24 protein-coding genes and 2 riboswitches are annotated in these 25,866 nt (G+C 66.3%); of the genes, 12 read left to right on the top strand and 12 right to left on the bottom strand.

Translation table 11 applies throughout. The annotated features are described in order from the left end of the window. Positions 1-183 precede the first annotated feature (183 nt). From OEJ37_RS09715 to OEJ37_RS09695, 5 genes are all read left to right on the top strand, one after another. On the top strand, positions 184-771 hold the full coding sequence (locus OEJ37_RS09715; protein WP_174417003.1) for a hypothetical protein: 588 nt from the start codon (positions 184-186) through the stop codon (positions 769-771). Next, positions 768-1,190, top strand: coding sequence for a hypothetical protein (locus OEJ37_RS09710; RefSeq protein WP_263344138.1), 423 nt, complete (start codon positions 768-770; stop codon positions 1,188-1,190). The genes OEJ37_RS09715 and OEJ37_RS09710 overlap by 4 nt, the downstream gene beginning before the upstream one ends. A gap of 351 nt (positions 1,191-1,541) precedes the next feature. Continuing rightward, the gene (locus OEJ37_RS09705) at positions 1,542-3,239 is read left to right on the top strand and encodes a M4 family metallopeptidase (protein WP_263344137.1); all 1,698 of its coding nucleotides are present in this window, start codon (positions 1,542-1,544) and stop codon (positions 3,237-3,239) included. Positions 3,240-3,601: 362 nt separating this feature from the next. Continuing rightward, positions 3,602-4,957, top strand: a complete 1,356-nt coding sequence (locus tag OEJ37_RS09700) for a nitrate regulatory protein (RefSeq protein WP_263344136.1) — start codon at positions 3,602-3,604, stop codon at positions 4,955-4,957. Positions 4,958-5,292: 335 nt separating this feature from the next. Beyond that, positions 5,293-6,135 carry a formate/nitrite transporter family protein gene (locus OEJ37_RS09695; protein ID WP_174417015.1) on the top strand — a complete coding sequence of 281 codons (843 nt, stop codon included), beginning with the start codon at positions 5,293-5,295 and terminating at the stop codon, positions 6,133-6,135. A 73-nt stretch (positions 6,136-6,208) separates the two neighbouring features. Here the strand turns inward: OEJ37_RS09695 and OEJ37_RS09690 are convergent, their stop codons facing one another. From OEJ37_RS09690 to OEJ37_RS09665, 6 genes are read right to left on the bottom strand one after another with little or no spacing between them, the layout of a single operon-like run. Beyond that, entirely contained in the window at positions 6,209-7,123 is a 915-nt protein-coding gene (locus OEJ37_RS09690; protein WP_175920147.1) for an ABC transporter ATP-binding protein, read from the bottom strand. Positions 7,124-7,168: 45 nt separating this feature from the next. Further along, the gene (locus OEJ37_RS09685) at positions 7,169-8,143 is read right to left on the bottom strand and encodes an ABC transporter permease (protein ID WP_174417016.1); all 975 of its coding nucleotides are present in this window, start codon (positions 8,141-8,143) and stop codon (positions 7,169-7,171) included. A 48-nt stretch (positions 8,144-8,191) separates the two neighbouring features. Then, complete coding sequence (gene atzF / locus OEJ37_RS09680; protein WP_263344135.1) at positions 8,192-10,138, bottom strand: allophanate hydrolase; 1,947 nt, start codon at positions 10,136-10,138, stop codon at positions 8,192-8,194. Then, on the bottom strand, positions 10,135-13,755 hold the full coding sequence (uca, locus tag OEJ37_RS09675; RefSeq protein WP_263344134.1) for an urea carboxylase: 3,621 nt from the start codon (positions 13,753-13,755) through the stop codon (positions 10,135-10,137). Before uca ends, atzF begins: the two co-directional genes overlap by 4 nt. Continuing rightward, positions 13,752-14,408 carry an urea amidolyase associated protein UAAP2 gene (locus OEJ37_RS09670; RefSeq protein ID WP_174417019.1) on the bottom strand — a complete coding sequence of 219 codons (657 nt, stop codon included), beginning with the start codon at positions 14,406-14,408 and terminating at the stop codon, positions 13,752-13,754. Before OEJ37_RS09670 ends, uca begins: the two co-directional genes overlap by 4 nt. An 11-nt stretch (positions 14,409-14,419) precedes the next feature. After that, positions 14,420-15,175: an urea amidolyase associated protein UAAP1 gene (locus OEJ37_RS09665; RefSeq protein WP_263344133.1), complete on the bottom strand. Its 756-nt coding sequence runs from the start codon at positions 15,173-15,175 to the stop codon at positions 14,420-14,422. A 58-nt stretch (positions 15,176-15,233) separates the two neighbouring features. Then, a riboswitch (guanidine-I (ykkC/yxkD leader) is annotated at positions 15,234-15,369 on the bottom strand. A 457-nt stretch (positions 15,370-15,826) separates the two neighbouring features. Next, positions 15,827-15,949: riboswitch (guanidine-I (ykkC/yxkD leader) on the top strand. Positions 15,950-16,085: 136 nt separating this feature from the next. On the opposite strand from OEJ37_RS09665, the gene OEJ37_RS09660 reads away from it, so the two are divergent. Together OEJ37_RS09660 and OEJ37_RS09655 are read left to right on the top strand one after the other, a co-directional pair. Continuing rightward, on the top strand, positions 16,086-17,117 hold the full coding sequence (locus OEJ37_RS09660) for an ABC transporter substrate-binding protein (protein ID WP_263344132.1): 1,032 nt from the start codon (positions 16,086-16,088) through the stop codon (positions 17,115-17,117). 583 nt (positions 17,118-17,700) lie between these two features. Beyond that, entirely contained in the window at positions 17,701-18,420 is a 720-nt protein-coding gene (locus tag OEJ37_RS09655; RefSeq protein WP_175920079.1) for a Crp/Fnr family transcriptional regulator, read from the top strand. A gap of 120 nt (positions 18,421-18,540) precedes the next feature. Here OEJ37_RS09655 and OEJ37_RS09650 read toward each other — a convergent pair whose 3' ends face one another. Next, on the bottom strand, positions 18,541-18,879 hold the full coding sequence (locus OEJ37_RS09650; RefSeq protein ID WP_254624481.1) for a PRC-barrel domain-containing protein: 339 nt from the start codon (positions 18,877-18,879) through the stop codon (positions 18,541-18,543). A 455-nt stretch (positions 18,880-19,334) separates the two neighbouring features. On the opposite strand from OEJ37_RS09650, the gene OEJ37_RS09645 reads away from it, so the two are divergent. Beyond that, entirely contained in the window at positions 19,335-20,120 is a 786-nt protein-coding gene (locus tag OEJ37_RS09645; RefSeq protein ID WP_174417023.1) for a PRC-barrel domain-containing protein, read from the top strand. 227 nt (positions 20,121-20,347) lie between these two features. Next, positions 20,348-21,637: a cation:proton antiporter gene (locus OEJ37_RS09640; protein WP_174417229.1), complete on the top strand. Its 1,290-nt coding sequence runs from the start codon at positions 20,348-20,350 to the stop codon at positions 21,635-21,637. 191 nt (positions 21,638-21,828) lie between these two features. On the opposite strand, the gene OEJ37_RS09635 is transcribed toward OEJ37_RS09640, so the two are convergent. After that, on the bottom strand, positions 21,829-21,975 hold the full coding sequence (locus tag OEJ37_RS09635; RefSeq protein WP_012328534.1) for a DUF3096 domain-containing protein: 147 nt from the start codon (positions 21,973-21,975) through the stop codon (positions 21,829-21,831). Positions 21,976-22,572: 597 nt separating this feature from the next. On the opposite strand from OEJ37_RS09635, the gene OEJ37_RS09630 reads away from it, so the two are divergent. Beyond that, entirely contained in the window at positions 22,573-22,749 is a 177-nt protein-coding gene (locus OEJ37_RS09630; RefSeq protein ID WP_174417024.1) for a CsbD family protein, read from the top strand. Positions 22,750-22,844: 95 nt separating this feature from the next. Here the strand turns inward: OEJ37_RS09630 and OEJ37_RS09625 are convergent, their stop codons facing one another. Continuing rightward, entirely contained in the window at positions 22,845-23,180 is a 336-nt protein-coding gene (locus OEJ37_RS09625) for a hypothetical protein (protein WP_174417230.1), read from the bottom strand. 66 nt (positions 23,181-23,246) lie between these two features. Beyond that, positions 23,247-23,441, bottom strand: coding sequence for a hypothetical protein (locus tag OEJ37_RS09620; RefSeq protein WP_175920145.1), 195 nt, complete (start codon positions 23,439-23,441; stop codon positions 23,247-23,249). 24 nt (positions 23,442-23,465) lie between these two features. Between OEJ37_RS09620 and OEJ37_RS09615 the strand changes: the two genes are divergently transcribed. Together OEJ37_RS09615 and OEJ37_RS09610 are read left to right on the top strand one after the other, a co-directional pair. Then, entirely contained in the window at positions 23,466-23,747 is a 282-nt protein-coding gene (locus OEJ37_RS09615) for a hypothetical protein (protein WP_263344131.1), read from the top strand. Between the two features lie 306 nt (positions 23,748-24,053). Beyond that, positions 24,054-24,233, top strand: coding sequence for a hypothetical protein (locus OEJ37_RS09610; RefSeq protein WP_175920078.1), 180 nt, complete (start codon positions 24,054-24,056; stop codon positions 24,231-24,233). A 55-nt stretch (positions 24,234-24,288) separates the two neighbouring features. Here the strand turns inward: OEJ37_RS09610 and OEJ37_RS09605 are convergent, their stop codons facing one another. Beyond that, positions 24,289-25,470, bottom strand: coding sequence for an acyl-CoA desaturase (locus OEJ37_RS09605; RefSeq protein WP_263344130.1), 1,182 nt, complete (start codon positions 25,468-25,470; stop codon positions 24,289-24,291). Between the two features lie 92 nt (positions 25,471-25,562). Continuing rightward, positions 25,563-25,781 (bottom strand): glycine zipper 2TM domain-containing protein, encoded by a 219-nt coding sequence (locus OEJ37_RS09600; protein ID WP_174417027.1) that lies wholly within the window; start codon positions 25,779-25,781, stop codon positions 25,563-25,565. Between the last annotated feature and the right edge of the window lie 85 nt (positions 25,782-25,866).

Below are 25,866 nucleotides of genomic sequence, written 5' to 3'. Positions count from 1 at the left end.
GTTTCGCATCCGCGTCGCTCGCTTCGCGTATCCGGCCATCACGCCCCGCCGCGACGCGCATCATCCCTCCATCGATCGGCAGTCACCGTCATGCGGTTCCGACGGCGGAGCGGCCCGTCGATTTCGGCGTCGAGCGCCACGGCACCCGACGCAATTTCCTCCTCTTGATCGAAGGTACCGACCATGCCAAAAATCACCGGCGGCAGCACCGCGCCTCTCGACAATCACACCACGACCACTTCGTCGAGCGACGATTCGCAGTCGACCCGGCGTTCGAGCGATCGACCGACGGGCGGCGCGACGCTGAGCGGACTGAACAATCTGTCGACGCCGCATACACGCCGCAACGACGTAACGAACCAGGCGGCCAGCCATATGGAGAAACCGGGCGCGACGTACTATTCGGCGGCCGTGTTTGGGGTCAGCTCGGTGCTGCAGCACGGCCAGCTCGGCATCACGGAAGGCTCGCACAACAGCGTGGTGGGCAATCTCGACGGCATCTCGCAAGGCAAGCAGACGCATACGGGCGCGCACATGAACGAAAGCAAGTCGTTCGGCAAAGACGCGGTCGAGCATTTTCAGCGCGGAGAGTATCGCGACGCCGCGGTCACCGCGGCCGGTTCGGCGATCAACGCCGTGGCTTCGATGACCGTCGGGCCCGCGCGCGATTTCGAGACGGCCCGGCAACATCCGGATCCGAAAATCTCCGTGGCCGCGTCGGCGAGCCTGCATCAGGACTTCGCGACGCTGCCTTCTCCGACGCGCGAATGACGGATTCGATGCGTCACGCGGCGCGGCGCCTCGCCCCCGGTCCGCGGGGGGCGCAGGCGCATGCGGAGCAAGCAAGGTTCCTGATCAAACTAACGAACTCGAAGTCCGAGAAATGTCTCGGGCTTATCCTTGCGCGATCCAACCTGTCCTGCCATCGCCCGATATCACCCGAGTCCGCTCGACGAGTTGACGGTGACCACATCGTCGTCGCGAATCAGCTTGCAGCTGCCTCCAATGAAACTACCTTGCTGGAACGTCACGCTGCTTCAACCTCGGAAACATGGCCGCCGTTCGTTTGCTGGACGTCCATTGCGAATTTAAAGCCGCTCGCCGTCAGAATTCACAAACGCAGCGTCACGAATAAATTGCATTTCCACGCAAACGGCGGAAACAATAAAGGCAAATATTTAATAAAGTAAATTATGTTCGTCGCTGTCGTTTCGCTTGACATCGCCCGTTCCGCTCGAGCGGCATCAGGCCTCACCACACCCTGCCCCGCGCTCGAGCCTTCCGATCCGCCCCAAGCGCACTCCACCAGCGCGATGTTGCCGATACAGCCAACGCGGCCGACAAGATCATTTCATATTCCTCACCAAATCCCGACTTGATTAACATGGAAAGTATAAAAAATTAATCCGCTTGAAAATATCTTGTAATTATAAGAGCGGCCTTCTAGCATGCCCCTGCGGTTCGCGACATGTCTTGAATCAAGGTTGATACTTGATGCATTCCTCGAAAATCACGCATTCATTCATAATCTGGGGGATTACATGAAGAAACTGTCTCGTCTGCTGTCCATCACCGCGATTACCCTCGCGAGTCTCAGCGCTTTTGCCCAAGCCGGCGACCAGCCGGCCGCGGTCGACAGGGCGCTGCAACTGATCCAGCAGAACCCGTCCGCCTTCAGCCTGGCTACCGGCAGCGCCGCACGCACGTTGAAGTTCGCGGCGCCGCAGGCGAGCGCGCCGACGGACGGCGACCAGTTCCAGGTACGCGACGTGATCGTCGATCCCGACGGCACCGAGCACGTGCGCTTCGACCGCTTCTACGCGGGCCTGCCCGTGATCGGCGGCGACGTCGTCGTCCATTCGAACCAGGGGCAATTGAAGCAAGCAAGCGTGACCCAGCCCGCGCCGATCGATCTCGCCGGCAAGATCGGCAAGGTCGGCGACCGCTTCGTGGTGCGCAACGCGCCCGACGTGGGTGCGGCCAGGGTCAAGCGCATCGCGGCCGCGCGTTTCAACTCTGACGTGCGCCGCATCGATGACGCGGAACTCGTCGTGTTCGCGCGCGACGTCACGCCGACGCTGGCCTACGCGGTGCGCGTATACGGCAAGGCGACCGATGCGCACGGCGACGCCGTGCTGTACTACGTCGACGCGCGCACGGGCACCGTGCTCGACGCGCAGGACCTGATCAAGACCGCCGCCGCGACCGGCACCGGCCGCTCGCTGTACTACGGCAACCTGACGCTGACCACCGACCAGACCGGCACGAACGCATACCGGATGCTCGATCCGACCCGCGGCAGCGGCTCCGTCTACGACGGCCGCGGGCTGATCGCGGAGGACGTCGAGCAAGCGACCGACCTGCCGATCTTCACGAGCAGCACGAACGTGTGGGGCAACAGCTCGACCACCGATCGGCAAACCGTCGCCGCCGACATCGACTACGGCCTCGCGTTGACTTGGGACTACTACAAGACCACGCACAACCGTAACGGCATCTTCAACGACGGGCGCGGCGTGAAGAGTTTCGCGCACGTGGTGTTCGACACCGGCAGCGGCACGACCGGCGCGAACGCGGCATGGATGCCGTCGCACATCATGGTGTACGGCGACGGCCAGTCGGGCACGAGCCTGCCGAAGCCGGTCGTGTCGGTCGACGTGGCCGGGCACGAGATGAGCCACGGCGTGACCGAGGCCACCGCCAACCTGAATTATTCGGGCGACGCGGGCGGCCTGAACGAATCGACGTCCGACATCTTCGGCACGCTCGTGAAGTTCTACGCGAACAACCCGAACGATCCCGGCAACTACGTGATCGGCGCGCGCGTGGTGAGCGGCGGCCTGCGCAAGATGTACAAGCAGGATCTCGATGGCCGGTCGTTCAGCTGCTATCCGTCCGGCGGTTTCTCGTGGTCGAATCCGCGCCACGATCCGCACTTCACGTCGGGCGTCGGCAACCGCTTCTTCTACCTGCTGTCGGAAGGCCCGGCGGTGCCGTCGACCGACACCGGTCTGTCGAGGTCGCAACTGGTCTGCAACGGCGACACGACCTTCAGCGGCCTGGGCCGCGAGAAGGCCGGCAAGATCTGGTACCGAACGCTGACCGTGTACCTGAACGCCAACTCGAGCTACCCGAGCGCGCGGCGTGCGTCGATCCAGGCGGCGAACGACCTGTATGGCGCGAACTCGCCCGAGAGCGCCACGGTCGCGCGCGTGTGGAGTGCGGTCGGGGTGAACTGATGGCGCTTGGCTGGGCGTGTTGAACGCCGGAAAACCGCGTGGCGGTACTTCGCTTCGGAGGAAAACGAGCCGATCGAGGTCACGCGGCGCTCAGGCGTGAGAAAGGTGGGTGTCGATCGGCCGCCTGCGATTGCAGGCGGCCGATCGGCGGGCAATTCATTCGCGCGGCCGGACTGCGGGTTCGCGCAAGCGACGTCGGCGGGATGCCAACGATCCATGATTTTCGGCAACCCAGGAGGTCGGGATGAGCGGCAAGCGGTACGCGGGTGAGTTTTCGATCGACGCACGCCAACAGGTGTTGTCCACGACATTTATTGTCCGCACTACACTGCAGTTAGCCCCTGCCGCCGTTCAACGCCACCATGTCAGCCACCGCCCTGCAATTCGCGCTGTCCGCCAAGCAGCAGGAAATCGCGTCGCTGCGCCGCGTGGCCGGGCAGATCGAGCTGATCGACCTGCTCGGCCGCCTGATCCACGCGCTGCAGCGCGAGCGCGGCGCGACCAGCATCTATCTGGCGTCGCTCGGCCGGCGTTTCATCGCGGAACGCGCGGCGGCACGCGACGAATCCGCACCGCTCGTCGCGCAGCTGCGCGAGCGCCTCGATCTGGAACTGTCGCCCTCGCAAGGCTCGACGTCGCGCCTGCTGTCGCTGATCGCATGGGTGCTGCTCGACCTGGAATCGCTAGATGTGCTGCGGGAACGGATCGACCGCATCGCGCTGTCCGCGCCGGATTCCGTCCAGGCGTTCAGCACCGTGATCGGCGGCCTGGTGGAGTTGATTTTCCAGCTCGCCGACAGTGCGGCGGATCCGTCGGTATCGCGCATGCTGATCGCGCTTGTCCACGTCGTCGAAGGCAAGGAGGAAGCGGGGCAGGAACGCGCCGTCGGCGCGCACATGTTCGCGGCGGGCGCGTTTTCGGCGGACCAGCAGCAACGCCTGCTGTATCTGATCGCCGCGCAGGAGCGCAGTCTTGAAGTCTTTGCGAATTTCGCGAGCGCCGAGCAAAACGCATGGCGGGAAACGCGCATGACGGGGCCGCACGTGGCGGCGCTCGAGAAGCTGCGACGCATACTGTGCACGGCGCAGGCGGGCGACGCGCTCGATGCGGGCCTGAGCGAAGCATGGTTCGACGCCGCGAGCGCCCGCATCGACGATCTCTGGCACCTGCAGATCGCGCTGACGCTGCAGGTGCAGGAAACGTGCGGTGCGCGGATCGACGACGCGCGTCGGACGCTGCGCGACTCCGAGCGCCTGATGGCGCAGTTGCGGAACAATCCGCCGCCGCATATCCAGGCGCTTGCGCATTTCTTCGCGGGCGATCCGCTGTCGGCGCGCGCGGCGGTTCACGAACTGCCGGAGCGCCTGTCGAGCGCCGATCCGTCGACGCTCGCCAGCCTCAAATCCCTGCTGGAATCGCAATCGGCGCGACTGGCCGACGCGGAGGTCGAGCTCGACGCCGCACGTCGCGCGCTCTACGAACGCAAGCTCGTGCAGCGCGCGAAAAACACGCTGATGGCGCGCTTCAACCTGCGGGAGGACGAGGCGTACCGGATGCTGCAGAAAGCGTCGATGGATGGCAATCGGCCGCTGGCCGATATCGCGGAAGACGCGCTGACGTCGCCCGAGCGATTCGTCGACGAGCACGTGCAGCCTTCCGCGCGGCGACGTACGCAGCGAAGCGCGCCGAAGGCACCGCGTGACGACGGCACGACCTGACCTGACCGGAGCGCTCGACGCGTGACGCACCGCGGTAGCGCCCACCGTGCATGCAGGAGGCGCGAATTGCACCGCGCGAGTGCGATTCGCCGCGATCGGCTCGCGACCGCCGCGCCCTGCATGTCGCGCCCCGCCTGCCTGCGTCGCGATTTCCCCGCCACTGGTATGAAAGTTGCGAACGACAGGTTCGTCGGGCTAATGGCGGCCTGACGGTCGCGCCATGTCGAACCATGGCGGACGATCACGTGGATAACAGTGTCCGCGCCGGGCACTCGCATGTCGAGCGAGTGCCCGGCGCGGTTTTTTTTGCTCGTCCAACTTTGCGAGCGCACACCATGGCCTACCTCACGCCCAACGAGTTCGTCACCAAGATGGTCGACGCCGGTGAATCGAAACTGTCGATGTCGACCCGCGATACGCTGATCCGCGCGTACATGGCCGGCGCGATCCTCGCGCTCGCGGCCGCGTTCGCGGTCAGCATCACGATCAACACCGGCAACGCGCTGGCCGGTTCGCTGCTGTTTCCGGTCGGGTTCTGCATGCTGTACCTGCTCGGCTTCGACCTGCTCACCGGCGTCTTCACGCTCGCGCCGCTCGCGGTGATCGACCGCCGGCCCGGCGCGACCTGGGGCGGCGTGTTCCGCAACTGGACGCTGGTGTTCTTCGGTAATTTCGCGGGTGCGCTGACGGTCGCGCTGTTCATGGCGATCATCTTCACGTTCGGCTTTTCGGAGGCGCCGAACGCGATCGGACAGAAGATCGGCGGCATCGGCGAAGCGCGCACGCTCGGCTATGCGGCGCACGGCGCCGCCGGCATGCTCACGCTGTTCGTGCGCGGCGTGATGTGCAACTGGATGGTGTCGACCGGCGTGGTCGCCGCGATGATGTCGACGTCCGTTCCCGGCAAGGTGATCGCGATGTGGATGCCGATCCTCGTGTTCTTCTACATGGGCTTCGAGCACTCGGTCGTGAACATGTTCCTGTTCCCGTCCGGCCTGATGCTCGGCGCCCACTTCACGATCGCCGACTATCTGCTGTGGAACGAGATCCCGACGGTGCTCGGCAACCTGGTCGGCGGGCTGCTGTTCGTCGGCGCGGCGCTGTACAGCACGCACTACAAGACCGCGCCGAAACGCGTGCCCGCTTCGCCGGTTGGCGTCGTCGCACGCAAGGCCTGATCCATCCTGCGGCCCCGGCAAGCCGTGACAGGCCGCCCCGCTGCGTTCTTCGCGCAGCGGGGCGGCATACGTCTCATTCGACGTTGTCCGTCACGTCCGTCATCCGGATCATGTGCGGGCGCACCGCGTCTTCGTCCGGCGCCTCGCCCGTCGGCTCCGGATGAATCAGCGCTTCGAGCCGCGCCTTCGTCGCGATGAATTCCGGCGTGTTGAACTGCGAATAACCGCGCGGGCGCGGCACCGGCACCTCGATCAGCTCCTGCACTTTGCCCGGATTGGCCTTCAGCACGAGAATCCGGTCCGCTAGCAAAATCGCCTCGTCGAGATCGTGCGTGATGAACAGCACCGTCACGTCGATGTTGCGCCAGATGTCGAGCAGGTGCGCCTGCATCTTCGCGCGGGTCTGCGCATCGAGCGCGCCGAACGGTTCGTCCATCAGCAGGATGCGGGGCCGGTTCGCGAGCGCGCGCGCGATCGCGACGCGCTGTTTCATCCCGCCCGACAACTGGTGCGGATACACGTCCGCGAAGCGCGCGAGCCCGACGAGGTCGAGCCACTGCAGCGCCTCGCGCTCCGCCTCGCCGCTGCTGCTGCCGTTGCGCTTCAGGCCGAACATCACGTTCTTCTTCACGGTCAGCCACGGAAACAGCGTGTAGCCCTGGAACACCATCCCGCGATCGGCGCCGGGGCCCTGCACCGGCTTGCCGTCGAGCAGCACGTCGCCGCTCGTCTGCGACTCGAGGCCGGCCAGGATGCGGATCAACGTCGACTTGCCGCAACCGGACGGCCCGATCACGCACACGAACTCGCGCCGGTGGGTGCGGAAGCTGATGTCGTCGAGCGCGACCACTTCGCCCTGCGGCGACCGGAAGCGCTTGCCGAGATGGCGCACGTCGAGGATCACGTCGCGCGCCTTCAGGCGTGCGAAGCGTTCGCTCACGGCGTCGGACTGGAGCAGGTAGTCGGGAAGGCTGTGCGGATTCTGCATGATCGTCTCTTCCGAAAGGGTGCGGTGGGTCATCGTCTTCAACCGTCACGCCTTCAGCGTGCGGTCCCATGGAAACAGCCGTCGACCGAGCAGCGCGAGCACGATGTCGGTCCCGAGGCCGATGATCCCGATCATCAGGATCGCCGCATATACGTTGTCGAAATGCTGGTAGCGCGCCTGCTGGCTGATGTACCACGTGATGCCCGAACTGGTGCCGACCAGCTCGGCGACGATCAGGTAGGTCCATGCCCAGCCGAGCAGGATCCGCTGGTCGCGATACAGGTCGGGCAGGATGCCCGGCACGACGACGTGCGCGATCAGCCCCGGCTTTTTCGTGCCGAGCGTCAGCGCCGCCTCGAACAGCCCGTACTCGAGCTTGCGCGTGGTGTTCGCGACGATCAGCACCTGCTGGAAGAACGTCCCGATCACGATGATCGCGATTTTCGGCGCGTCGTAGATGCCGAGGATCGCCACCATCAGCGCGCCGAACGCCGGCGCGGGCAGATAGCGGAAGAACTCGAAGAACGGCTCCTGCAGCCGCGCGAGCGCGCTGAAGGTGCCACACACGATGCCGATCGGCACGCCGATCGCCGACGAGATCACGAAGCCCCAGAAGATGATGCGGATGCTGTGCCACAGGCTTTCATGAAGCCATACGCCGTCGCGCGAAGCCGGCGGCGTCGTGAATGCCGTGTAGAACGCGCGCAGCACCTGATGCGGCGCGGGCAGGTACACGGGGTTCGCGCGCTCGCCTTCGGGCACGGCCGCATGCGTCGCGCGCGCATGCGCGAGTTCGTCGTCGAACACGGCGCGGTCGACCTGCATGCCGGGCTGGAAATAATCGACGCTGCCGGGGTTCGTGATGCGCACCTGCGGATGCCAGACGAACGGCACGTAGCTGAGCACGCACCAGACGGCGAGCGGCAGCAGGAAGGACGCGACGCCGAGCGTCCACTTGCCGCGGGTCGACAGCTCGCGGCGCACCGCGAGCCAGTCGGTCGTATTGCGGGTCACTGACATGGTGAATCTCCGTATCGTGTTGCTTGCCGGTCGCGAGCGACCGGGCATTCAGCGCGGCGCACCGTTCGCACGGTAAGCACGCCAGCCGCCGAAGCGCGTGATGTCGACGGCGCCGTCGAGCGCGGCGGGCTCGCAGAGAAAACCCTGCACCTGCGCGCCGTCCGCGAGCGTCAGCGTGCCGATGCCGAGCGGCGCGCCGATGCCGGCGACGAAGCTGCCGTAGGCCGCGACCGGCATCTCCCAGATCTCGACCGCGATTGCCGCACCGCCTTCCGCCACGCGCACGAGGCCCGGCTTCGCGACGCCGCCCGACACCACCGCGCTCAATGCGTGGAGGCGGTAGGCCGGCGCGGTGGTCGTCGCGGCGACGAAGCGCGCGCCGCGCTGCGTGAGCTGCCCGTTCAGCGGCTCGCCGCGCAGATGCGCGCCGACGACGGCCACGCGCACGACGCCCGCCGGCGCGGCGAGCGGGAGCGTGATCGCATCGGAACGCTTGTCGCGCGCGGCGGCATGAGGTTCGTTCGTGCCTGCGGTTGCATGATCGTCGGCATCGACATTGGCGTTACAAGCGCCCTCGCCCGCCACGGCGTCGCCGTGCTGCGCAGCGCCCCACGCGTCGGCCAGGTCGAGCAGCATCGCGTCGTCGTGCGCGCGGCCGACGAACGTGATGCCGAACGGCAAACCTGCATGCGGCCCGGTTTCGCAGACACCCGCCGGCACCGCGATCGCGGACAGGTCGAGCAGGTTGACGAAGTTCGTGTAATAGCCGAAGCGCGCGTTGACGCCGATCGGATCGGCTTCCAGTTCGTCGACGGTGGCGGTCGTCGCCGACGTCGGCATCACGATCGCATCGATGCCGTCCCATGCGCGGGCGGCATCGACGCGCAGCGCGGCGAGGCGGTCGAACGCCGCGAACGCGTCGGCGGCGCTGAAACGCGCCGCGCCGCCGACGATCTCGCGAATCACCGGATGCAGCGCGTCGGGCCGTTCCGCGAAGAACGCGCCGATCGCGGCGCGCCGCTCGGCAACCCACGGCCCTTCGTACAGCAGCCGCGCGGTCGCGAGGAATGCGCTGAAATCGATCTCGACGATTCGTGCGCCGGTCGCGCGCAGGCGTTCGACGGCCGTCTGCCACGCGGCCCGGTACGACGCGTCGCCGAAGAACTCGAGCTGATCGGCGCGCGGCATGCCGAAGCGCATGCCGGCGAGCGGTCGAGCGTGCCGCGCATGACAGCCGTCCGCGTCGAGCAGCGGCTGCCATGCGCGTCCGTACGGATCGCCGTCCGTCACGCCGTGCGCAACGGCGAACACCGCGCGTGCATCGCCCGGCGCATGCGCGAACACCGACACGCAGTCGAGCGACCGGCACGCCGGCACGACGCCGAGCGTGCTCAGCACGCCCTTGGTCGGCTTGAGCCCGACGAGCCCGTGAAACGCGGCCGGCACGCGGCCCGATCCGGCCGTGTCGGTGCCGAGCGCGAACGCGGCGACGCCGAGCGCGACGGCCACGGCCGATCCCGAACTCGATCCGCCCGACGCATAACGCGGATCGAGCGCATTGCGGCACGCGCCGTACGGCGAGCGCTGCCCGGACAACCCCGTCGCGAACTGGTCGAGATTGGTCTTGCCGATCGGGATCGCGCCGGCGGCGATCAATCGCTCGACGACCGGCGCGCTGCGCGACGGCACATACGCGTAAGCGGGGCATGCCGCCGTCGTCGGTATGCCGGCCAGGTCGATGTTGTCCTTGATCGCGAACGGCACGCCATACAGCGGCAGCGCGGCGATGTCGCGTCCGGCCAGCGCATCCGCGAAGCGTGTCATTTCGTCGTGCGTCAGCGGCCGGATCCACGCATGATGCGGATCGCCCGCGTCGAAGTGCGCGGCGATCGCGTCGATGAGCGCATGCGGCGTGAGGCTGCCGGCCTCGTACCGCGCGCGCAGCGCGGCGATCGAGCGCAGGTCGGGTAGCGGATCACGATCGATGGGCTTCATGCGACCTCCTCGGCCGCGCCGGCCTTCATCACCATCAGCCGCTGGCCGGCGACGACCGCCGCGCCGGGCACGCAATCGACCGTCTCGATCACGCCGTCTTCCATCGCCACCACGGACACCTCCATCTTCATCGATTCGAGAATCGCGACGACCTGCCCCTCGGTCACCCGCGCGCCGGTTTCGACCAGCACCTTCCATACGCTGCCCGACACGTCGGCGGTAATGCCGCGCTGTTCGTCGGCGAGCGTGTCTTCGGCCGCACCAGAACCAGCACCGGCACCGGCATCGCCCTGCCCGGCTTCGCCCGCATACTCGGCGTGGCCGGCGGCCCGCCAGCGCTCGCGCTCGTCATCGAACGCGGCCTGCTGCATCGCCTTGAACGCGGCGATCGAGTCGGCTTCGTCGCGCAGGAAGCGGTTGTACGCGCCGAGATCGAACACGGATTCCTCGATCTTCAGCTCGGCGCGGCCCGCGATGAAATCCGCGCGCAGTTCGGCCAGCTCGGCCTCGCCGACCTCGTAGAAACGGATCTCGTCGAAGAACCGCAGCAGCCACGGCTTGCCGGGCTCGAACGCGCGCGTCGTCCGGTGACGGTTCCACATCTGCACCGTGCGGCCGACGAACTGATAGCCGCCGGGCCCTTCCATCCCGTACACGCACAGGTACGCGCCGCCGATGCCGACCGCGTTCTCCGGCGTCCACGTGCGCGCCGGGTTGTACTTGGTCGTCACGAGCCGGTGCCGCGGATCGAGCGGCGTCGCGACGGGCGCGCCGAGATAGACGTCGCCGAGCCCCATCACCAGATAACGCGCGTCGAATACGATGCGCTTCACGGCGTCGATGCCGTCGAGGCCGTTGATCCGGCGGATGAACTCGATATTGCTCGGGCACCACGGCGCATCCGGCCGCACCGACTGCATGTAGCGCTCGATCGCGACGCGCGTCGACGGGTCGTCCCACGACAGCGGCAGATGCACGATCCGGTTCGGCACGCGCATGTCGGCGACGTCGGGCAGCTCGCGCTCGGCCGCCTGCAGATGCGCGAGCAGCGCATCGAGCGGCAGCGCGTGCGCATCGAAGTGCACCTGCAGCGAACGGATGCCGGGCGTGAGATCGAGCATGCCGGGCAGCCGGTGCGCGTCGAGCCAGCACATCAGCGCATGCACGCGAAAACGCAGGTGCAGGTCGAGCACGAGCGGGCCGTATTCGATCAGCACGTTGCGGTCGCCCGAGCGCCGGTAGACGACACCGATGCCGTTGCCGGCCGCCGGATCGCGGTACAGCACGCAGTCGTTCGCGCCGTTGGCCGACTCGCCGGACGCCGGCAGCCGCGCCGGCGCCGCAAGCGTCGGAGCGTGCGCGGGCATGGCGGCCACACGCGCAAACTGCACGGTGTCTCCCGGCCGCAACTGCCCGAGCTTCCACAGCTCGTCGCGCACGACCGTGACCGGGCACACGAAGCCGCCGAGGCTCGGCCCGTCGGGCCCGAGTATCACCGGCATGTCGCCGGTGAAATCGACCGCGCCGATCGCATACGCGTTGTCGTGGATGTTCGACGGATGCAGGCCCGCCTCGCCGCCGTCCGCGCGCGCCCATTGCGGCTTCGGGCCGATCAGCCGCACGCCCGTGCGGCTCGAGTTGTAATGGACCGTCCAGCGCGTGTCGTACAGCATCGCGATGTCGTCCGCCGTGAAGAAATCCGGCGCGCCGTGCGGGCCGTCGAGCACGCCGAGCGTCCATGCGTGCGTCAGCGCGGGCCGGTCGGCTTCGGCGAGCGTCGCGCCGGCTTCGCCGCGCCCCGCGTCCGCATGCAGGTGCAGCACGTCGCCCTTGCGCAGCGCGCGGCCCGCGTGGCCGCCGAACTGGCCGAGCGTGAAGGTCGCCTTGCTGTCCAGATAGTCGGGCACCTGCAGCCCGCCCTTCACCGCGAGGCACGCGCGCACGCCGGCGCCCGTCACGCCGCCCAGCTTCAGCACCGCGCCGGGCGCCGCGCGCAGCACCTGCCAGAACGGTGCGGGTGCGCCGTCGAGCGTCGCCGCGAGCGGCGCGCCGCTGAGCACGAACAGCGTGTCGGTGTTGAAGCGCAGCGTGGCGCCGACCATCGTGAACTCGAGGCCGGCGGCATCGCGCGGATTGCCGAGCAGCGCATTCGCGAGATCGAACGCGCGGTCGTCCATCGGCCCGGACGGCGGTACGCCGACGGCCCAGTAGCCGACGCGGCCCGGCGTTTGCTGCACGGTCGTCTGCACGCCGCCGTCGAGTACGTCGATCGTGTGCGGCGCGAACGCGAAACGCGACAGGAACGCGGTGGTCTGCGCGCCGCGCGCGAACGTGTCGGAACCGGCGATCGCGCGCAGATAGTCGAGATTGGTCTCGATCCCGTACAGCTCGGTGGCCGCCAGCGCGTCGCGCAATGCCGCGAGCGCCTCGCGGCGCGTGTCGCCGCGCACGATCAGTTTCGCGAGCAGCGGATCGTAATAGGCGCTGACCTCGGTGCCCGCGTCGATCCACGTATCGACGCGCACCGTGTCAGGAAACGCGACATGCGTGAGCACGCCCGCGCTCGGCCGGAACTGCTGGTGCGGGTCTTCCGCATAGAGCCGCACCTGGATGCTCGCGCCGCGCGGCGCGACGGCGAGCGTATCGAGCGGCGGCAGGTCGCCTTCGGCCTGCAGGATCATCCATTCGACGAGATCGATGCCGGTCACTGCTTCCGTCACGCAATGCTCGACCTGCAGCCGCGTATTCACCTCGAGGAAATAGAAGCGGCGCTCGCGTGCATCGAACACGAACTCGACGGTGCCGGCCGACGCATAGGCGACCGCACGCGCGAGCCGCACCGCGCTCGCGTGCAGCGCGGCGCGCTCGCCGTCGGCGAGATCCGGCGCGGGCGTTTCCTCGATCACCTTCTGGTTGCGCCGCTGCACCGAGCAGTCGCGCTCGCCGAGCGCGATCACGCCGCCGCGTCCGTCGCCGAAGATCTGCACCTCGATGTGCCGCGCGTGTTCGACGAACTTCTCCAGATAGACGCCCGCATGCGCGAAGTTCGCGCTGCCGAGCCGCACGACGGATTCGAAGGCCGCCGCGAGCTGCGCGGCGTCGCGGCACAGCGACATGCCGATGCCGCCGCCGCCCGCCGTGCTTTTCAGCATCACGGGATAGCCGATCGCATCGGCTTCGACAAGTGCCGTCGCGACATCGGCGAGCAGCCCGGTGCCCGGCAGCAGCGCGACGTCGTGCGCGCGCGCCAGTTCGCGCGCGGTGTGCTTGAGGCCGAACGCGCGCATCTGCGCGCCGCGCGGCCCGATGAAGCGCAGGCCGGCGGCCTCGCATGCGTCGGCGAAATCGGCGTTCTCCGACAGGAAACCGTAGCCGGGATGCACGGCCTGCGCACCGGTCGCGCGCGCCGCAGCGAGGATCGCGGCGACGTTCAGGTAGCTGTCGGCCGCCGGCGCGGCGCCGACGCAGACGGCTTCGTCGGCGAGCGACACGTGGCGCGCATCGCGATCGGCTTCCGAGTAGATCGCGACCGACGCGATGCCGAGCCGCTTCAGCGTGCGGATGACGCGGCAGGCGATTTCACCGCGGTTCGCGACGAGGACTTTTGTGAATCTCATTGCGGTCCCCAGATCGTCAGCCGCACCGGCGTCGGGTTGTAGCCGTTGCACGGGTTGTTGAGCTGCGGGCAGTTCGAGATCAGCACTGTGACGTCCATCTCCGCGCGCATCTCGACATACTTGCCGGGCGCGGAAATGCCGTCCTCGAACGTCAGCCCGCCGAGCGGCGTGACCGGCACGTTCATGAAGAAATTGACGTTGCCGACGAGGTCGCGCTTGGTCAGCCGCGCGCCGGTGCCGCATGCGCAGTGCGCGATCGCGTTGAGGAAGCTGTCGCGGCAGTTGTGCATGTGGCGCTTGTCGAGCGCGTAGCGCACCGTGTTGCTCTCGGCCGCGCAGGCGCCGCCGAGCGTGTCGTGGCGGCCGCAGGTGTCCGCAACGATCGTCACCATCGGATTGCCGAGACCGGACAGCAGCACGCTGCCCGCGCTCAGGTACAGGTTGCGCTGCTCGCGGATCGTGTCCTGCGCGCTGTAGCGCTCGTCGGGTGCGTCGGTGCGATAGAACAGCGTGTCGACGGCCTGGTTGCCTTCGAGATCGAGGATGCGCAGCACCTGCCCGCGCTTCACGTCGTGCAGCCACGGCTCGCCGGCGTTCAGCGTGGTGTCGTAGATCGCGTGCCGCGGGTCGAGGCGGCTTTCGATGATCGGCATGTCGGGGCTCCTTACGCGAACAGTCGGTCGGTGTTGACGAAGCCGCGCGTGTTCTCCGCGCACGCGGTGCGGCACGGATCGTCGTCCGGCGCGGCACCGTCGGCCGGGTAGGCGCGGTATGCGATCAACCTCACGGGTTTCGGCGCATAGGCCGGCTGCGGATCGAGCGGATGCGGCGCGGTCGAGAACGCGGCAAGCGTGTTCATCTCGAAGCGCAGGTCGAACGCGCTGCCAGCCGGCGAGTGGCCCGCGACGAAATCGAACGAACCGTCGTCGTGCGGCGCGAGCTTGCTGAAGAAATTGACGTTCGCGACGAGGTCGCGTGCGGACAACCCGTATTTCGCGAGCTCGAGCACGAGACTGTCGCGGCCGTTGCGGATCATCGCGTTGCGATCGGCCTGATACGACGACTCGCCGTACTTGCGCGCGAACAGCCGCGCATCGCCGATGCCGCCGAGCGGATCGTGCCAGCCGAGCGTATCGGCCGTGATCGATGCGATCACGCGGCCCATGTCCGTATACAGCGCGTGGCCGCGCGTCAGGTGCGCGGTGTGCTGCGCCTTCAGCGTATCGGCCATGTTGTAGCGTTCGAGCGGATCTTCGTGGCGATGAAACACGGCGGACAGGTTCGCGCCGCCGTCGACGTCGACGATGCGCAACGCGAGGCCGCGGCGCAGGATGCCGGACCAGTGGGTTCCGGCGGGAACGACCGTTTCCCACACGACGTGCGGCAACGGGACAAGCGGGGCTTGGGGGCTCGGCGACATGGCGGCTCCTCGGATCGGTTGGACAAAAGGCGTGAGAGGGCGACCGAACGACATCGCGACCTCCCGGGCTTTTGTCCCTCCGTGGAGCCTCGCCGGATCCTCGCAACAAGGCAGGCGGCAAGACCGGATTGCTCTCGGACCAGGCATCGCGCGGCGTGTGACGCCTTGCGACCGGAACCCTAGCGATCCTGAAGATGATGCAAATTGCTTCGCACCTCTCGGACTGCGAATAAGCGAGTTGCGTGCCAGCGCGTGCATCCGAGCACGCGCGGCCCCGTTCGGCGGGGCATGCGAGGGCGAACGGCGCGCCATGCACGCGCATCGGCCCGCCCTCCCGTTGGGCAGCGCGCGCACCAGACGAACGCGGCCGGCACCAGCGCGGGGCAGCGATACGCATGCGCACCGCGTGCGATCGCAATGGCACGGCCATTGCTGAATACGCGCACCGTCACTCTGCCGACCGACCGCTCATGAACAAACTCGACCTGCTTCGGCGCGCGCTGGCCGCGCTGTTCTCCGTGCGTTTCATCGAACTGCAGCGTGCCGCGCGCCGTCGCTGAACGGCGCGTTTCCGACGCACGTCAGCCGCCGGATCACACCGCTGGCATGCTTCTCGCTCGCTCCGGTGCCGAGAGGTGCGGCGGTGTCGCATCTTAGGGATGCTAGGGTTCCGGTTCGTCGAACGTCTGGTCCGAGAGCAGCCCGGCGTCGGTGCGTACGGTCGTCTGACCGTGCGCGCATGGCGCTACACGGCGGGACAAAAGCCCGGGAGATTGGCGATGGCGACGGCCGTCGCGCCTCTCCGTGGCCGGTCGTTCGTCCCGCATCCGCAGGAACCGGTCACGCGGCCGGATCGCGCATGGGCGCGACCCGTGCCGACGATCCCGATCCCGGTCTCCTGGAGAAAACGATGACCCGCCTCGCCTCGCCGTTCCGCCACCTGCTGTCCTCCCGGCACCTCCGTTCCGTCCGCCATGCGCTCGCCGCCGTCGCCGTCACGACGTCGCTGTTCGCCGCGCCCGCCGCGCATGCGGCTCCACCGCTGAAAATCGGCTACAGCGACTGGCCCGGCTGGGTCGCGTTCCAGGTCGCGCTCGACAAGGGCTGGTTCAAGGAAGCCGGCGTCGACGTCGATTTCGAATGGTTCGATTACTCGGCGTCGCTCGACGCGTTCTCCGCCGGCAAGCTCGACGCGGTTGCCGTGACCAACGGCGATGCGCTCGTCACGGGCGCGTCCGGCGCGAAGAACGTGATGATCCTGCTCACCGACTATTCGGCCGGCAACGACATGATCATCGCGAAACCGCCGTTGCGGACCGTCGAAGGCCTGAAGGGCAGGAAGGTCGGCGTCGAGCTCGGGCTCGTCGATCACCTGCTGCTCGAAACCGCGCTGCAGAAGCACGGGCTGAAGGACGGCGACGTCACGCTCGTCAACGCGAAGACCAACGAACTGCCGCAGGTGCTCGGCGCGTCGGCCGACATCGCGGCGGTCGCGGCGTGGCAGCCGAACGCAGGCGAGGCGCTGAAACGCGCACCGGGCGCGCGCGCGATCTTCACGTCGGCGGATGCGCCGGGGCTGATCTACGACGCGATCACGGTCACGCCGACCAGCCTCGCCGCACGCCGGGCCGACTGGGCGAAGGTCGTCAAGGTCTGGTATCGCTGCGTGGCCTACATCAACGATCCGAAGACGCAGGCCGACGCGGTGAAGATCATGTCCGCCCGCGTGGGCCTCGCGCCGGCGCAATATCTGCCGCTGCTGAAGGGCACGCACCTGCTCGATGCCGCGGCCGCGAAGCAGGCGTTCCGCAAGGGCGACGGTCTCGATTCGATCTACGGATCGACCCGCAACGCGAACGCATTCAACGTGCGCAACGCGGTCTACAAGCAGTCGCAGGACATCGACGCGTATATCGATCCGCGTCTCGTCGAATCGCACTGAGGGCGGCGGGCGGGCCGCCCGGCTCGGGTCGGGCGTGCTCGGCCCGGTCGGCGGCGCGTTCCGGCAACGCGGCGCGCGGGGCGCGTCGCCGCGTATGTCGCGGTACGGTTCACCCTCGGCCTGGCGGCGGCGCTTCGGACGACGCGAGCAGCACGCGCACGGTGAATGCCGAAGCGCGTCGGGCACCGCTTCGCCCCGAAGCCGTGCTGCTTTCCGTTGCGCGTCTCGGTGCTCAGTCACGTCACGCACGGCGCCTTCGCGAGCTCGATCGCGAACCACACGGCACGCGTGGCGACCGCGATTTCCCGTCAATCGCTCCGTGAAATATCGGTTCCGTATCGTGCGGGCCGGATGGCGCGCACCTTGATGGCACATGTATCGACACTATAATTTTTGAAGGTGGATTCGCATTCGAACGGTCGGGCATCCCGATCTCATCGGGAAAAGGGGCACGTTGCCGCCACCCTCGCGTCCGGCTTCCGGATCGGTAAAGTATGATGGTTGACCCCTCCCCCCGATTCCCGCTGCACCCACGTCGGCCGGAGTCTCCATCGTCAACCGGGTGCAAGCGCAGGAGCCACGCATGCAGGACACCCCGCCCGTTATCGACAATCACCTGCTTGCCGCGCTGCCGGAAAACGAGCGCGCCCACCTCGCCGCACACCTGACGCTCGTCGACATGCCGTTGGGAAACGTGCTGTACGAGTCGGGCGGCCAGCTTCATCACGTCTATTTTCCGATTACGTCGATCGTGTCGCTGCTGTATGTGATGGAGGACGGCTCGTCCGCTGAAATCGCGATCGTCGGCCACGAAGGCATGATCGGCGTGTCGCTGTTCATGGGCGGCGAAACGACGCCGAGTCGCGCCGTCGTGCAAAGCGCGGGGCAGGCATACCGGCTCGACGCGGGCATCCTGAAAGAAGAATTCCGGCGCGGCAACGCGATGCAGCGCCTGTTGTTGCGCTATACCCAGGCGCTCATCACGCAGATGGCCCAGACCGCGGTATGCAACCGGCATCACTCGATCGATCAGCAGCTGTGTCGCTGGCTGCTGCTCAGCCTCGACCGCCTGCCCTCGAACCAGCTGCGCATGACGCAGGAACTAATCGCCAACATGCTGGGCGTGCGCAGGTCGGGCGTGACGGAAGCGGCATTGAAGCTGCAGGACGCGGGCCTCATCCGCTACAACTATGGCCATATCGAGGTGCTGGACCGGCCGGGGCTCGAAAAGCGCGTGTGCGAATGCTACAGCGTGGTCAAACGCGAATTCGATCGCCTGCTTCCCGATCTGAAGCGACTCTAGCCGCTACTGCGACGCATCGTACCGGCCTTCCCGCAGATGCCGTTGATGCGTCGAAGGCGTGGCAGCGGACGATCGACACCTTGCCGTCATCGGCGCGACGGAATATCCCCCGACCTCGTCTCATCCGGCTACCCGGTACGGCGTCCGGTTGTAGTACTGGTGAAGCGACATTCCCCACTGCGATTGCGTCATCACCGACCAATTCTCGTCGTCGAAGCCCGGGGTGCCTGTGACATGTGCGGCCGTCACATCCAGATGGAAGCATTTGTGGTCGGTATCGTATTTCATCGCACTCCACGGAATGGCGCAAAGCGTCTCGACCACGCCTCCGCTGGAAGCGACCGCGTACGCAATTCGGCCGTGGTGCAAATCGAGTACGATGTCGAAAACATTTCCGATATCCTCGCCGTCCGACGCGATGATCTTGCTGCCCTTCAGGACATCCGCGGTCGTCACCATATGCCGCGTTCATCGCCGGCATCGCGTTCGACCAGCTTGCCTCTGTTGCTGTCATCCCCGGATCGATCGGGGGTGCGGAGCATTCTCATGATGCCCTTCCTGGATAGGATTCCGGAGTATCAATTTCGCGCACGGTCTCGACATTGCAATGCCACTCGACGCACGAGAAAGCGCTGCGCGCACCGGCATCGGAAGTCGGTACGGTTCCGTACCCGGGCACGCCGCGAATATCGGCTCCCCGCTGGATGTCCCGTGCTCGACCCGGGGCGCGCATTGTACGGTTTCGTACCGCATCGGCCCTTCGTCGCGTGTAGCGTCTAAAACATGCCGGCCGTCCGGGCGGACGCGATCGGCAGGAATCGCTCCGCAGCGGCGGACGAACGGCCGGGTGCCACCGCTCGGCGGGCAGCCAGCCGGATCACCGACGTGCCGAGCATCGCTCTCGCGAGGACATCATGTTGCGAAGCATCCGAAGATTGCACGGAGATACCGTTCGAGCGAAGGACGGAGATATCGGGCACATCCACCAGGCCTATTTCGACGATGACAACTGGTGCATCCGCTACCTCGTCGTCGAGACGGGCGACTGGCTGCACGACAGGCCGGTGCTGATCTCGCCGTATTCCGTCACGCATGCCGAACCCGAAACCCGCACGCTATACGTCAACCTCACGCAACAGCAGGTGAGGGACAGCCCGAATCTCGACACGCACAAGCCGGTATCGCGCCAGCACGAGATCGAGTACCTGCGTTACTACAACTACCCGACTTACTGGGGCGGCCCGAATCTTTGGGGAATGGGCGCGTACCCGGCTTTCGATCCCGCCGGGCCATCGCAGGACCCTGAAGCGGGCGATCCGCTTGTCTCGCGCACCGCGCCGCCCAGCGCAGCGCCGGATACGCATCTGCACAGCACCGGCGAGGTCGACGGATATCGGCTCGAAGTCAAGGACGGACATATCGGTCACGTGTCCGACTTCATTTACGATGAAGAAGCCTGGGTGATCCGCTATCTGGCGATCGACACGTCGAGCTGGTGGTCGACGGGCAAGGAAGTGCTGATCGCGACTCACTGGCTCGACCAGGTGGACTGGCCCACGGAAACGGTATCGACCACGCTCACGCGCGACGCGATCCGCCGCAGCCCTGTATACGACGACTCGCAGCTCGTTCATCGAAGCTACGAGATCGAGTTGCATGAGTTCTACGGCAAGCACGGTTATTGGTCCGGAGACCGATAACAGAGCAATGACTGCCGGCGCGCGGTCGGCGGGTTGCGGGCGCCCCGCCTGCAGGAAACGCCCGAACGCCCGAACACGCTACGCGGCGTAGCGCCTCGCGTTCCGGTGTCGGCCGACGAGCCGGCCATACTCCGGGCGCGATCGGCTTGCCCGCGCGACGCTCGAGCATGAGAATAAGGGCCATCGACGCGCGGCGAGCGCGGCCTTACCCATGCGGGATAATCAACGTGACCGAAACGATCGGATGCCTCATCTTCGGAGCCCTGCTGATTTTCATGGGACTCATCGGATCGTCGCTCGAGCGCCTGCCGTTGAGCGCGGCCATGGTGTATCTCGGGATCGGCTTTCTGATCGGGCCGGCCGGCACCGGCTTCCTTTTGATGACATTGCCGGATGACGTCACGCAATTGCGCATCGCTGCCGAAATCGGCCTGCTGATCTCGCTGTTCGCGATCGGCCTGAAGCTGCGTGTCCCGCCCGCCGATCGCCGCTGGATGCTGCCGCTGCGGCTCGGCGTCGTCGCAATGATCCTCACCGTCGCGTCGATCGCCGCGCTCGGCGTGCTGGTGTTGCATGTGAGTCTCGGCGTCGCGGTACTGCTGGGCGCGATGATCGCGCCGACGGACCCCGTGCTCGCTCATGACGTCGGCGTGCGCGACGCGGGCGACGTCGAGCTGGTGCGTTTTTCGTTGTCCGGCGAAGGCGGGATCAACGACGGCACGGCCTACCCGTGCGCGGTGCTCGGCCTGCTTTTGTGCGGCTCCGGCACGACGTCGGCGCTTCACTGGAGCATGGTCGGCGGCATTGCATGGGGCATCGCGTCCGGTGTGGGCGCCGGCTGGCTGTTCGGTTTAGCCACTGCCCGGCTCGTCGCCTTCCTGCGCAGCCGGCACGGACAGGCACTCGGCCTCGAAGGGTTCTTCGCGCTGGGCCTGATCATGCTGTCGTACGGCGTGGCGCTCGCCATTCACGGCTACGGGTTCCTGGCCGTGTTCGCGGCGGGTGTCGCGATGCGGCGCGTCGAGCATCGAACCAGCGGCCGGAAGACGCCGAAGGAGACGGTCGGCGTCGTGGACAGCGAGGATGTCGAGGCCACCGCCACCGATCCCGACAAAGCCCATGCGTTCGTCGCGGAATCGGTCATGGGATTCACGGCCGAGCTGGAACACATCGCCGAAGCCGTGCTGATCCTGCTGATCGGCGCACTCGTCTCACGCTATTGGGCCGACATGCTGACCTGGACGGGCGCGGCCGTGGTCGCGACACTGCTGTTCGTGATCCGGCCGGCCGCCATCCAGCTCGCGCTGATCGGCTCCCGGGCGTCGCACCGCCAGCGCCGCTTGATCAGCTGGTTCGGCATTCGCGGCGTGGGTTCGCTGTATTACCTGATGCTGGCTCTGGAGCAAGGGCCGCGCGCGGACCTGTTGCCGCTGGTGCCGTGGGTACTGGCCATCATCGCCGTGTCGATCGTGCTGCACGGCATTTCAGCGGCGCCGCTGATGCGCCGCTATGCGTGAAATCGCGAACGTCGCGGCACATCGTTCCGGCCGCGCACGTCGATTGCAATCGGTACGCGACGGTGCAATCGGGCAACGGGCCCGCACATCGCTGCGCGGTCGACACCGTGCGGACCTGTCAACGGCAGCGGCCGACGATCGCGGGTGCCGCCTGCAAGGTTCGAAACCCGCTTTTTCGTCTGTGGCCCGGCTCAGTGGATATGTCCGCCGAACAGCCCGAGCAACCCGATGACGATCAGGTAGATCGCAACGATGTAATTCAACAGACGGGGCACCACCAGAATCAGAATGCCGGCGATCAGCGAAACCAGTGGCCCCGCGCTCGTGAGGATGTGCATACGCCCTCCGCAAGATTGAAAACAACACATGAATACAAAGCCGCCCTGCCTCCGACGTTCGTTACAGCGGCTTGAGCCGGGCGACACGCAAGCCTTCGGCAGTCGTGCAAGGGTGCGCAAGGGTCGGGCCGGCGCCCGCGTCGATGGTGTGGCGTTGGTCGATCTGGCTGCCACAGGCGTCGGCGGTGCCGGTCGTCGTGCATCCCGGAACTACTGCACCGATAGCAAGGATCGATCCCGGCGCACCTGATGGAAATGTTCGTCGCAGCATGATTCGCCGCGGATTGCTTGTGGATATACTGACGTTGCACACGGGCAAATGCGAATGCGAATGCGGTACGAAAACGTACCGAGCGTGCCAAAACAGACAACATATACAAGCCCTCTTCGCGGCGATCGCCGCGAGCGCCGCCCGCATGCAGCCGCTGGCGCGTCGGCGCCGATTCGCGTACGGCATCGTACCGACTTCCGTCACGATCGCATGCACTGTGTGTCAGGGCATCCTGAGTGTCCCGCGCCAAAGCGCCCGATACGACGCTTCGATGGTTCCGGGTTTCGTACCGGTGAAACGGGCGCCCCATGTCAAGGAGCAATGTCATGAACAGGGATCAGGTGAGAGGCCGCATCGCGGAAGCGAAAGGCAAGCTGAAGGTAATGGTCGGCAAGGTCATCGGAAATAGATCGACCAGAATGCACGGCAAGATCGAGCAGGTCGCCGGCAAGACACAGGCGTCATTCGGCGACGTGAAAGAACAATTCAAGAAGCGTCCGTAGGGCGTTCGCGCGAACGGGCAACATGCCGCGGATTCGGCGGGTATCGACGGCGCGTGCGTGGATGCATCCGGCGATACCCGCTTCCCGACCGACCGTCACGATGCCGCAATGCGTCGGGCATGATGGCCGTGCGCGGCGGCACGTGGTTTGTGCTGCTCGTCTCCGACGCCGGGAAAGAACGCATCCCACGCGTCCCGTATACCCTCCGCTGCGGTCGCATCCGCGGCAAACGTCTCCTGGTCGCCCGACTTGGCCGGATCGGAGCGCAAGCCTCGCCAGCGCGTAAAGGCGAGCACCGGCTTTTCGGTCCATTCGCCGTCGCCGAACTTCGCAAATGCCGTGTCGCCGTTTACCAGTCGAACCTCATACCATCCGTCGCGAACAGGCGCATATCGGTCGAGCGGAAACCATCGTGTAGATTGGATTTTCATCATTGCCTCACTTGTCCATGGAGCGTTGTACGCAACAAAACTCCCGTCTCGTCCGGTCAACGCGCGCTAATCGGCGCACCGATTCAGCCATAGCCGGCCGGCGGCCGTCATATTGATCGAGCCGCCGGTGCGCGACTCGTACGCAAGCCCGTGAATCAACAGTTCATTGGCTATCGCGCGCGGTATATCGGCTTGGGAAGCCGGAATTCGATCAAGCGATTTGAGGGTCTCGACGACCTCGGGTGAAAGTGGGATGCACATGGCGGCCTCCTCGGTATCGAGTTCATGGTAAATCGTGCAAAACGCCTGCGTCTGTACGGTATCAACTATTCTGAAGCGGGTTATTCCGGCACCGCAATTGCCGTATTGGAAACCGGCGATTCATCTGCATCGAAATATGCTTCGGCATCCGATGTGTTCGTTGCCAAACCGGTATCGGGCGCGCACACTGCAGACACCTGCCGGCTTGTTGTCAAGGCATCGGCGCCCTTGAATCCTTCGGTGCCAACGGTTGCTCTGTCAGGGGCACATCATGACCCTCCCCACTGTCAAATATCGCAGACGTGAACTGCGTGCCTATTCGCAAATCCTGTTCCCGCTGTTCGGCGATCCCCACGCCCCCGGCCCGTAGCGTTCTGCTTCATTCGTACGCATTGACACGATTGAAGCGACCTCGGCAACGGCAACGTGTTACTCGACCGTTTTCGAGCATGGCACTCTGCAAACGGCGGTGCTCGCAATCGACCTGGCGATGCAATTCGGCAAGGACATCGTGGATGGCAGGATCGCCTGCTACCGCGATCTGATCCGTCCGCCGCATCCGGCTCGACGCGGCGTCTCGCGACGCGAGCACACCTCACTCAGGAGCAATCCATGAAATCTTACTCAAGCACCTCGATCGATCGGCGCGATGACGCGACCCGGCAAAAGCAGCGGGACGATCTGGCCCGTGCCGACGTCGAACGCGCCGAAAAGCGTATCCGCCAGGCTGCCGGCATCAATTCCAATGCGAGCAAGTGGCGTTATTCGTGTCCCGACAATCGAGTGAAATGAACTGCGCACCGTTGCACGCCGATCCTGCATCGCATCGCACGCAGGCGTGCCGCGATCACGCATACCGGCGCAGGCGCATCGAGAAATCGGCGATCGCCTTGATGCCGCTCTGCTCCGCGCCACGGCACCAATCCTGCAACTGAATCAGCAATTGCTCGTGCGATGCGTTTGACCACGCCCATAACTCGAGCAACGCGTCATGCATGTCCACGTACACGCGCATTCGCCGGTTCGCATTGGGGCTCGTCAGCGCCCGCAAATCGGGCTTGTCCCGATGGCCCCAGGCCTGGCGCAGCCAGCGTTTCATGCCGAGCGCGAACGCGCGCTTGTCGTCGCGGCTCATGTCCTTGATGCGGCGCAACTCCCGACGGCAGGCGAGTTCGAGCATGCGCGCATAAGCGGCCATTACCGCATGCCGGTTGCGGATGACCGCTTGCAGCGTCGCGTCGTCGATCACTGCCTTGTTCGGGAGCAGGCACGGCTTCGTCGTGACTCGCCGAACGGTCGCGAGTCTCGATGCCGCCAGCAGGCGGATGTACAGCCAGCCGATGTCGAACTCGAACCAGCGGTTCGACAGCCTGGCGGACGTCACGTATGCGTGGTGATTGTTATGCAACTCTTCTCCGCCGATCAGGATGCCCAGCGGGAAAAGGTTGGTGCTCGCATCGGGCGTCGCGAAATTCCGATAACCGCTGAAGTGGCCGCAACCGTTGATCACGCCACCGGCCCAGAACGGAATCCACATCATCTGGATCGCCCACGCCGCCACGCCGGGCAGCCCGAACAGCCCGACGTCGATCACGACCAGCAGCCCGACGCCGAGATTCGGATAGCGGTCATAGACGTGGCGTTCGAGCCAGTCGTCCGGCGTACCCGATCCATATCGGCGCAGCGTTTCCTCGTTCCGCACTTCCGCCCGGTACAGTTCCGCGCCGCGCAGCAGCACGGTCGCGAGGCCGCGGGTGCGCGGGCTATGCGGGTCTTCCGGGGTCTCGCTTCGCGCGTGATGCTTGCGATGCACCGCGACCCACTGCGCGGTCAGCATGCCGGTCGTCAACCACAGCCAGAACCGGAAGAAGTGACTGACGCACGGGTGCAGATCCAGCGCCCGGTGCGCCTGGCAGCGGTGCAGGTACACGGTCACGCTGATGATGGTGACATGCGTGAGTGCGAACACGACCCACGCAAGCTGCCACCAGGACAGCTTCAGCTCACCGTTCAGGAGAAATGCCGACATACCGGTCGCACTCCGCGCCACGCACCTATCCGCGCGCGCTTCGCCGTGACGGCGCGTGCGCGTGCCGCTTCCCTACCCTTCAACCGGCCGGCCTATTTCCCGACCTGATTGCCGACAACCCCGCCGACAGCCGCACCGCCAACCGTGCCCAACGCACTGCCGCCCGTCAGGACCGCACCGGCGACGCCGCCGACACCCGCCCCGATCACGGTATCCGTTCCGCGGCGAGACATACCGCCGCAACCCGCCAGCACGACAACCGTCATGGTCACTATCGCCATCTCGACAGCCATGGAATGTAGCTTTCTCATGATCATCTCCTCGGGTTGCCGCCGCGCCGTCCGACCCGGCACGACGCACGGAAGCCCATGCGCCGACATCCCGATCAAATTCGGG

The sequence above is a fragment of the Burkholderia sp. BKH01 genome (assembly GCF_025685725.1).
In the GTDB taxonomy this organism is placed as follows: domain Bacteria; phylum Pseudomonadota; class Gammaproteobacteria; order Burkholderiales; family Burkholderiaceae; genus Burkholderia; species Burkholderia pyrrocinia_C.
This window is presented reverse-complemented; position numbering and strand designations above follow the sequence as displayed.

What these genes read in the sequence shown, in the direction of transcription:
- OEJ37_RS09665 (WP_263344133.1), bottom strand. Translation starts at nt 15,175, where the DNA reads ATGTCGCCGAGCCCCCAAGCCCCGCTTGTCCCGTTGCCGCACGTCGTG.
- OEJ37_RS09645 (WP_174417023.1), top strand. Translation starts at nt 19,335, where the DNA reads ATGTTGCGAAGCATCCGAAGATTGCACGGAGATACCGTTCGAGCGAAG.
- OEJ37_RS09635 (WP_012328534.1), bottom strand. Translation starts at nt 21,975, where the DNA reads ATGCACATCCTCACGAGCGCGGGGCCACTGGTTTCGCTGATCGCCGGC.
- OEJ37_RS09660 (WP_263344132.1), top strand. Translation starts at nt 16,086, where the DNA reads ATGACCCGCCTCGCCTCGCCGTTCCGCCACCTGCTGTCCTCCCGGCAC.
- OEJ37_RS09655 (WP_175920079.1), top strand. Translation starts at nt 17,701, where the DNA reads ATGCAGGACACCCCGCCCGTTATCGACAATCACCTGCTTGCCGCGCTG.
- OEJ37_RS09710 (WP_263344138.1), top strand. Translation starts at nt 768, where the DNA reads ATGACGGATTCGATGCGTCACGCGGCGCGGCGCCTCGCCCCCGGTCCG.
- OEJ37_RS09670 (WP_174417019.1), bottom strand. Translation starts at nt 14,408, where the DNA reads ATGCCGATCATCGAAAGCCGCCTCGACCCGCGGCACGCGATCTACGAC.
- OEJ37_RS09625 (WP_174417230.1), bottom strand. Translation starts at nt 23,180, where the DNA reads ATGAAAATCCAATCTACACGATGGTTTCCGCTCGACCGATATGCGCCT.
- OEJ37_RS09610 (WP_175920078.1), top strand. Translation starts at nt 24,054, where the DNA reads ATGAAATCTTACTCAAGCACCTCGATCGATCGGCGCGATGACGCGACC.
- OEJ37_RS09695 (WP_174417015.1), top strand. Translation starts at nt 5,293, where the DNA reads ATGGCCTACCTCACGCCCAACGAGTTCGTCACCAAGATGGTCGACGCC.
- OEJ37_RS09690 (WP_175920147.1), bottom strand. Translation starts at nt 7,123, where the DNA reads ATGCAGAATCCGCACAGCCTTCCCGACTACCTGCTCCAGTCCGACGCC.
- OEJ37_RS09685 (WP_174417016.1), bottom strand. Translation starts at nt 8,143, where the DNA reads ATGTCAGTGACCCGCAATACGACCGACTGGCTCGCGGTGCGCCGCGAG.
- atzF (WP_263344135.1), bottom strand. Translation starts at nt 10,138, where the DNA reads ATGAAGCCCATCGATCGTGATCCGCTACCCGACCTGCGCTCGATCGCC.
- OEJ37_RS09705 (WP_263344137.1), top strand. Translation starts at nt 1,542, where the DNA reads ATGAAGAAACTGTCTCGTCTGCTGTCCATCACCGCGATTACCCTCGCG.
- OEJ37_RS09600 (WP_174417027.1), bottom strand. Translation starts at nt 25,781, where the DNA reads ATGAGAAAGCTACATTCCATGGCTGTCGAGATGGCGATAGTGACCATG.
- OEJ37_RS09715 (WP_174417003.1), top strand. Translation starts at nt 184, where the DNA reads ATGCCAAAAATCACCGGCGGCAGCACCGCGCCTCTCGACAATCACACC.
- OEJ37_RS09605 (WP_263344130.1), bottom strand. Translation starts at nt 25,470, where the DNA reads ATGTCGGCATTTCTCCTGAACGGTGAGCTGAAGCTGTCCTGGTGGCAG.
- OEJ37_RS09650 (WP_254624481.1), bottom strand. Translation starts at nt 18,879, where the DNA reads ATGGTGACGACCGCGGATGTCCTGAAGGGCAGCAAGATCATCGCGTCG.
- OEJ37_RS09700 (WP_263344136.1), top strand. Translation starts at nt 3,602, where the DNA reads ATGTCAGCCACCGCCCTGCAATTCGCGCTGTCCGCCAAGCAGCAGGAA.
- uca (WP_263344134.1), bottom strand. Translation starts at nt 13,755, where the DNA reads ATGAGATTCACAAAAGTCCTCGTCGCGAACCGCGGTGAAATCGCCTGC.
- OEJ37_RS09615 (WP_263344131.1), top strand. Translation starts at nt 23,466, where the DNA reads ATGGTAAATCGTGCAAAACGCCTGCGTCTGTACGGTATCAACTATTCT.
- OEJ37_RS09630 (WP_174417024.1), top strand. Translation starts at nt 22,573, where the DNA reads ATGAACAGGGATCAGGTGAGAGGCCGCATCGCGGAAGCGAAAGGCAAG.
- OEJ37_RS09620 (WP_175920145.1), bottom strand. Translation starts at nt 23,441, where the DNA reads ATGTGCATCCCACTTTCACCCGAGGTCGTCGAGACCCTCAAATCGCTT.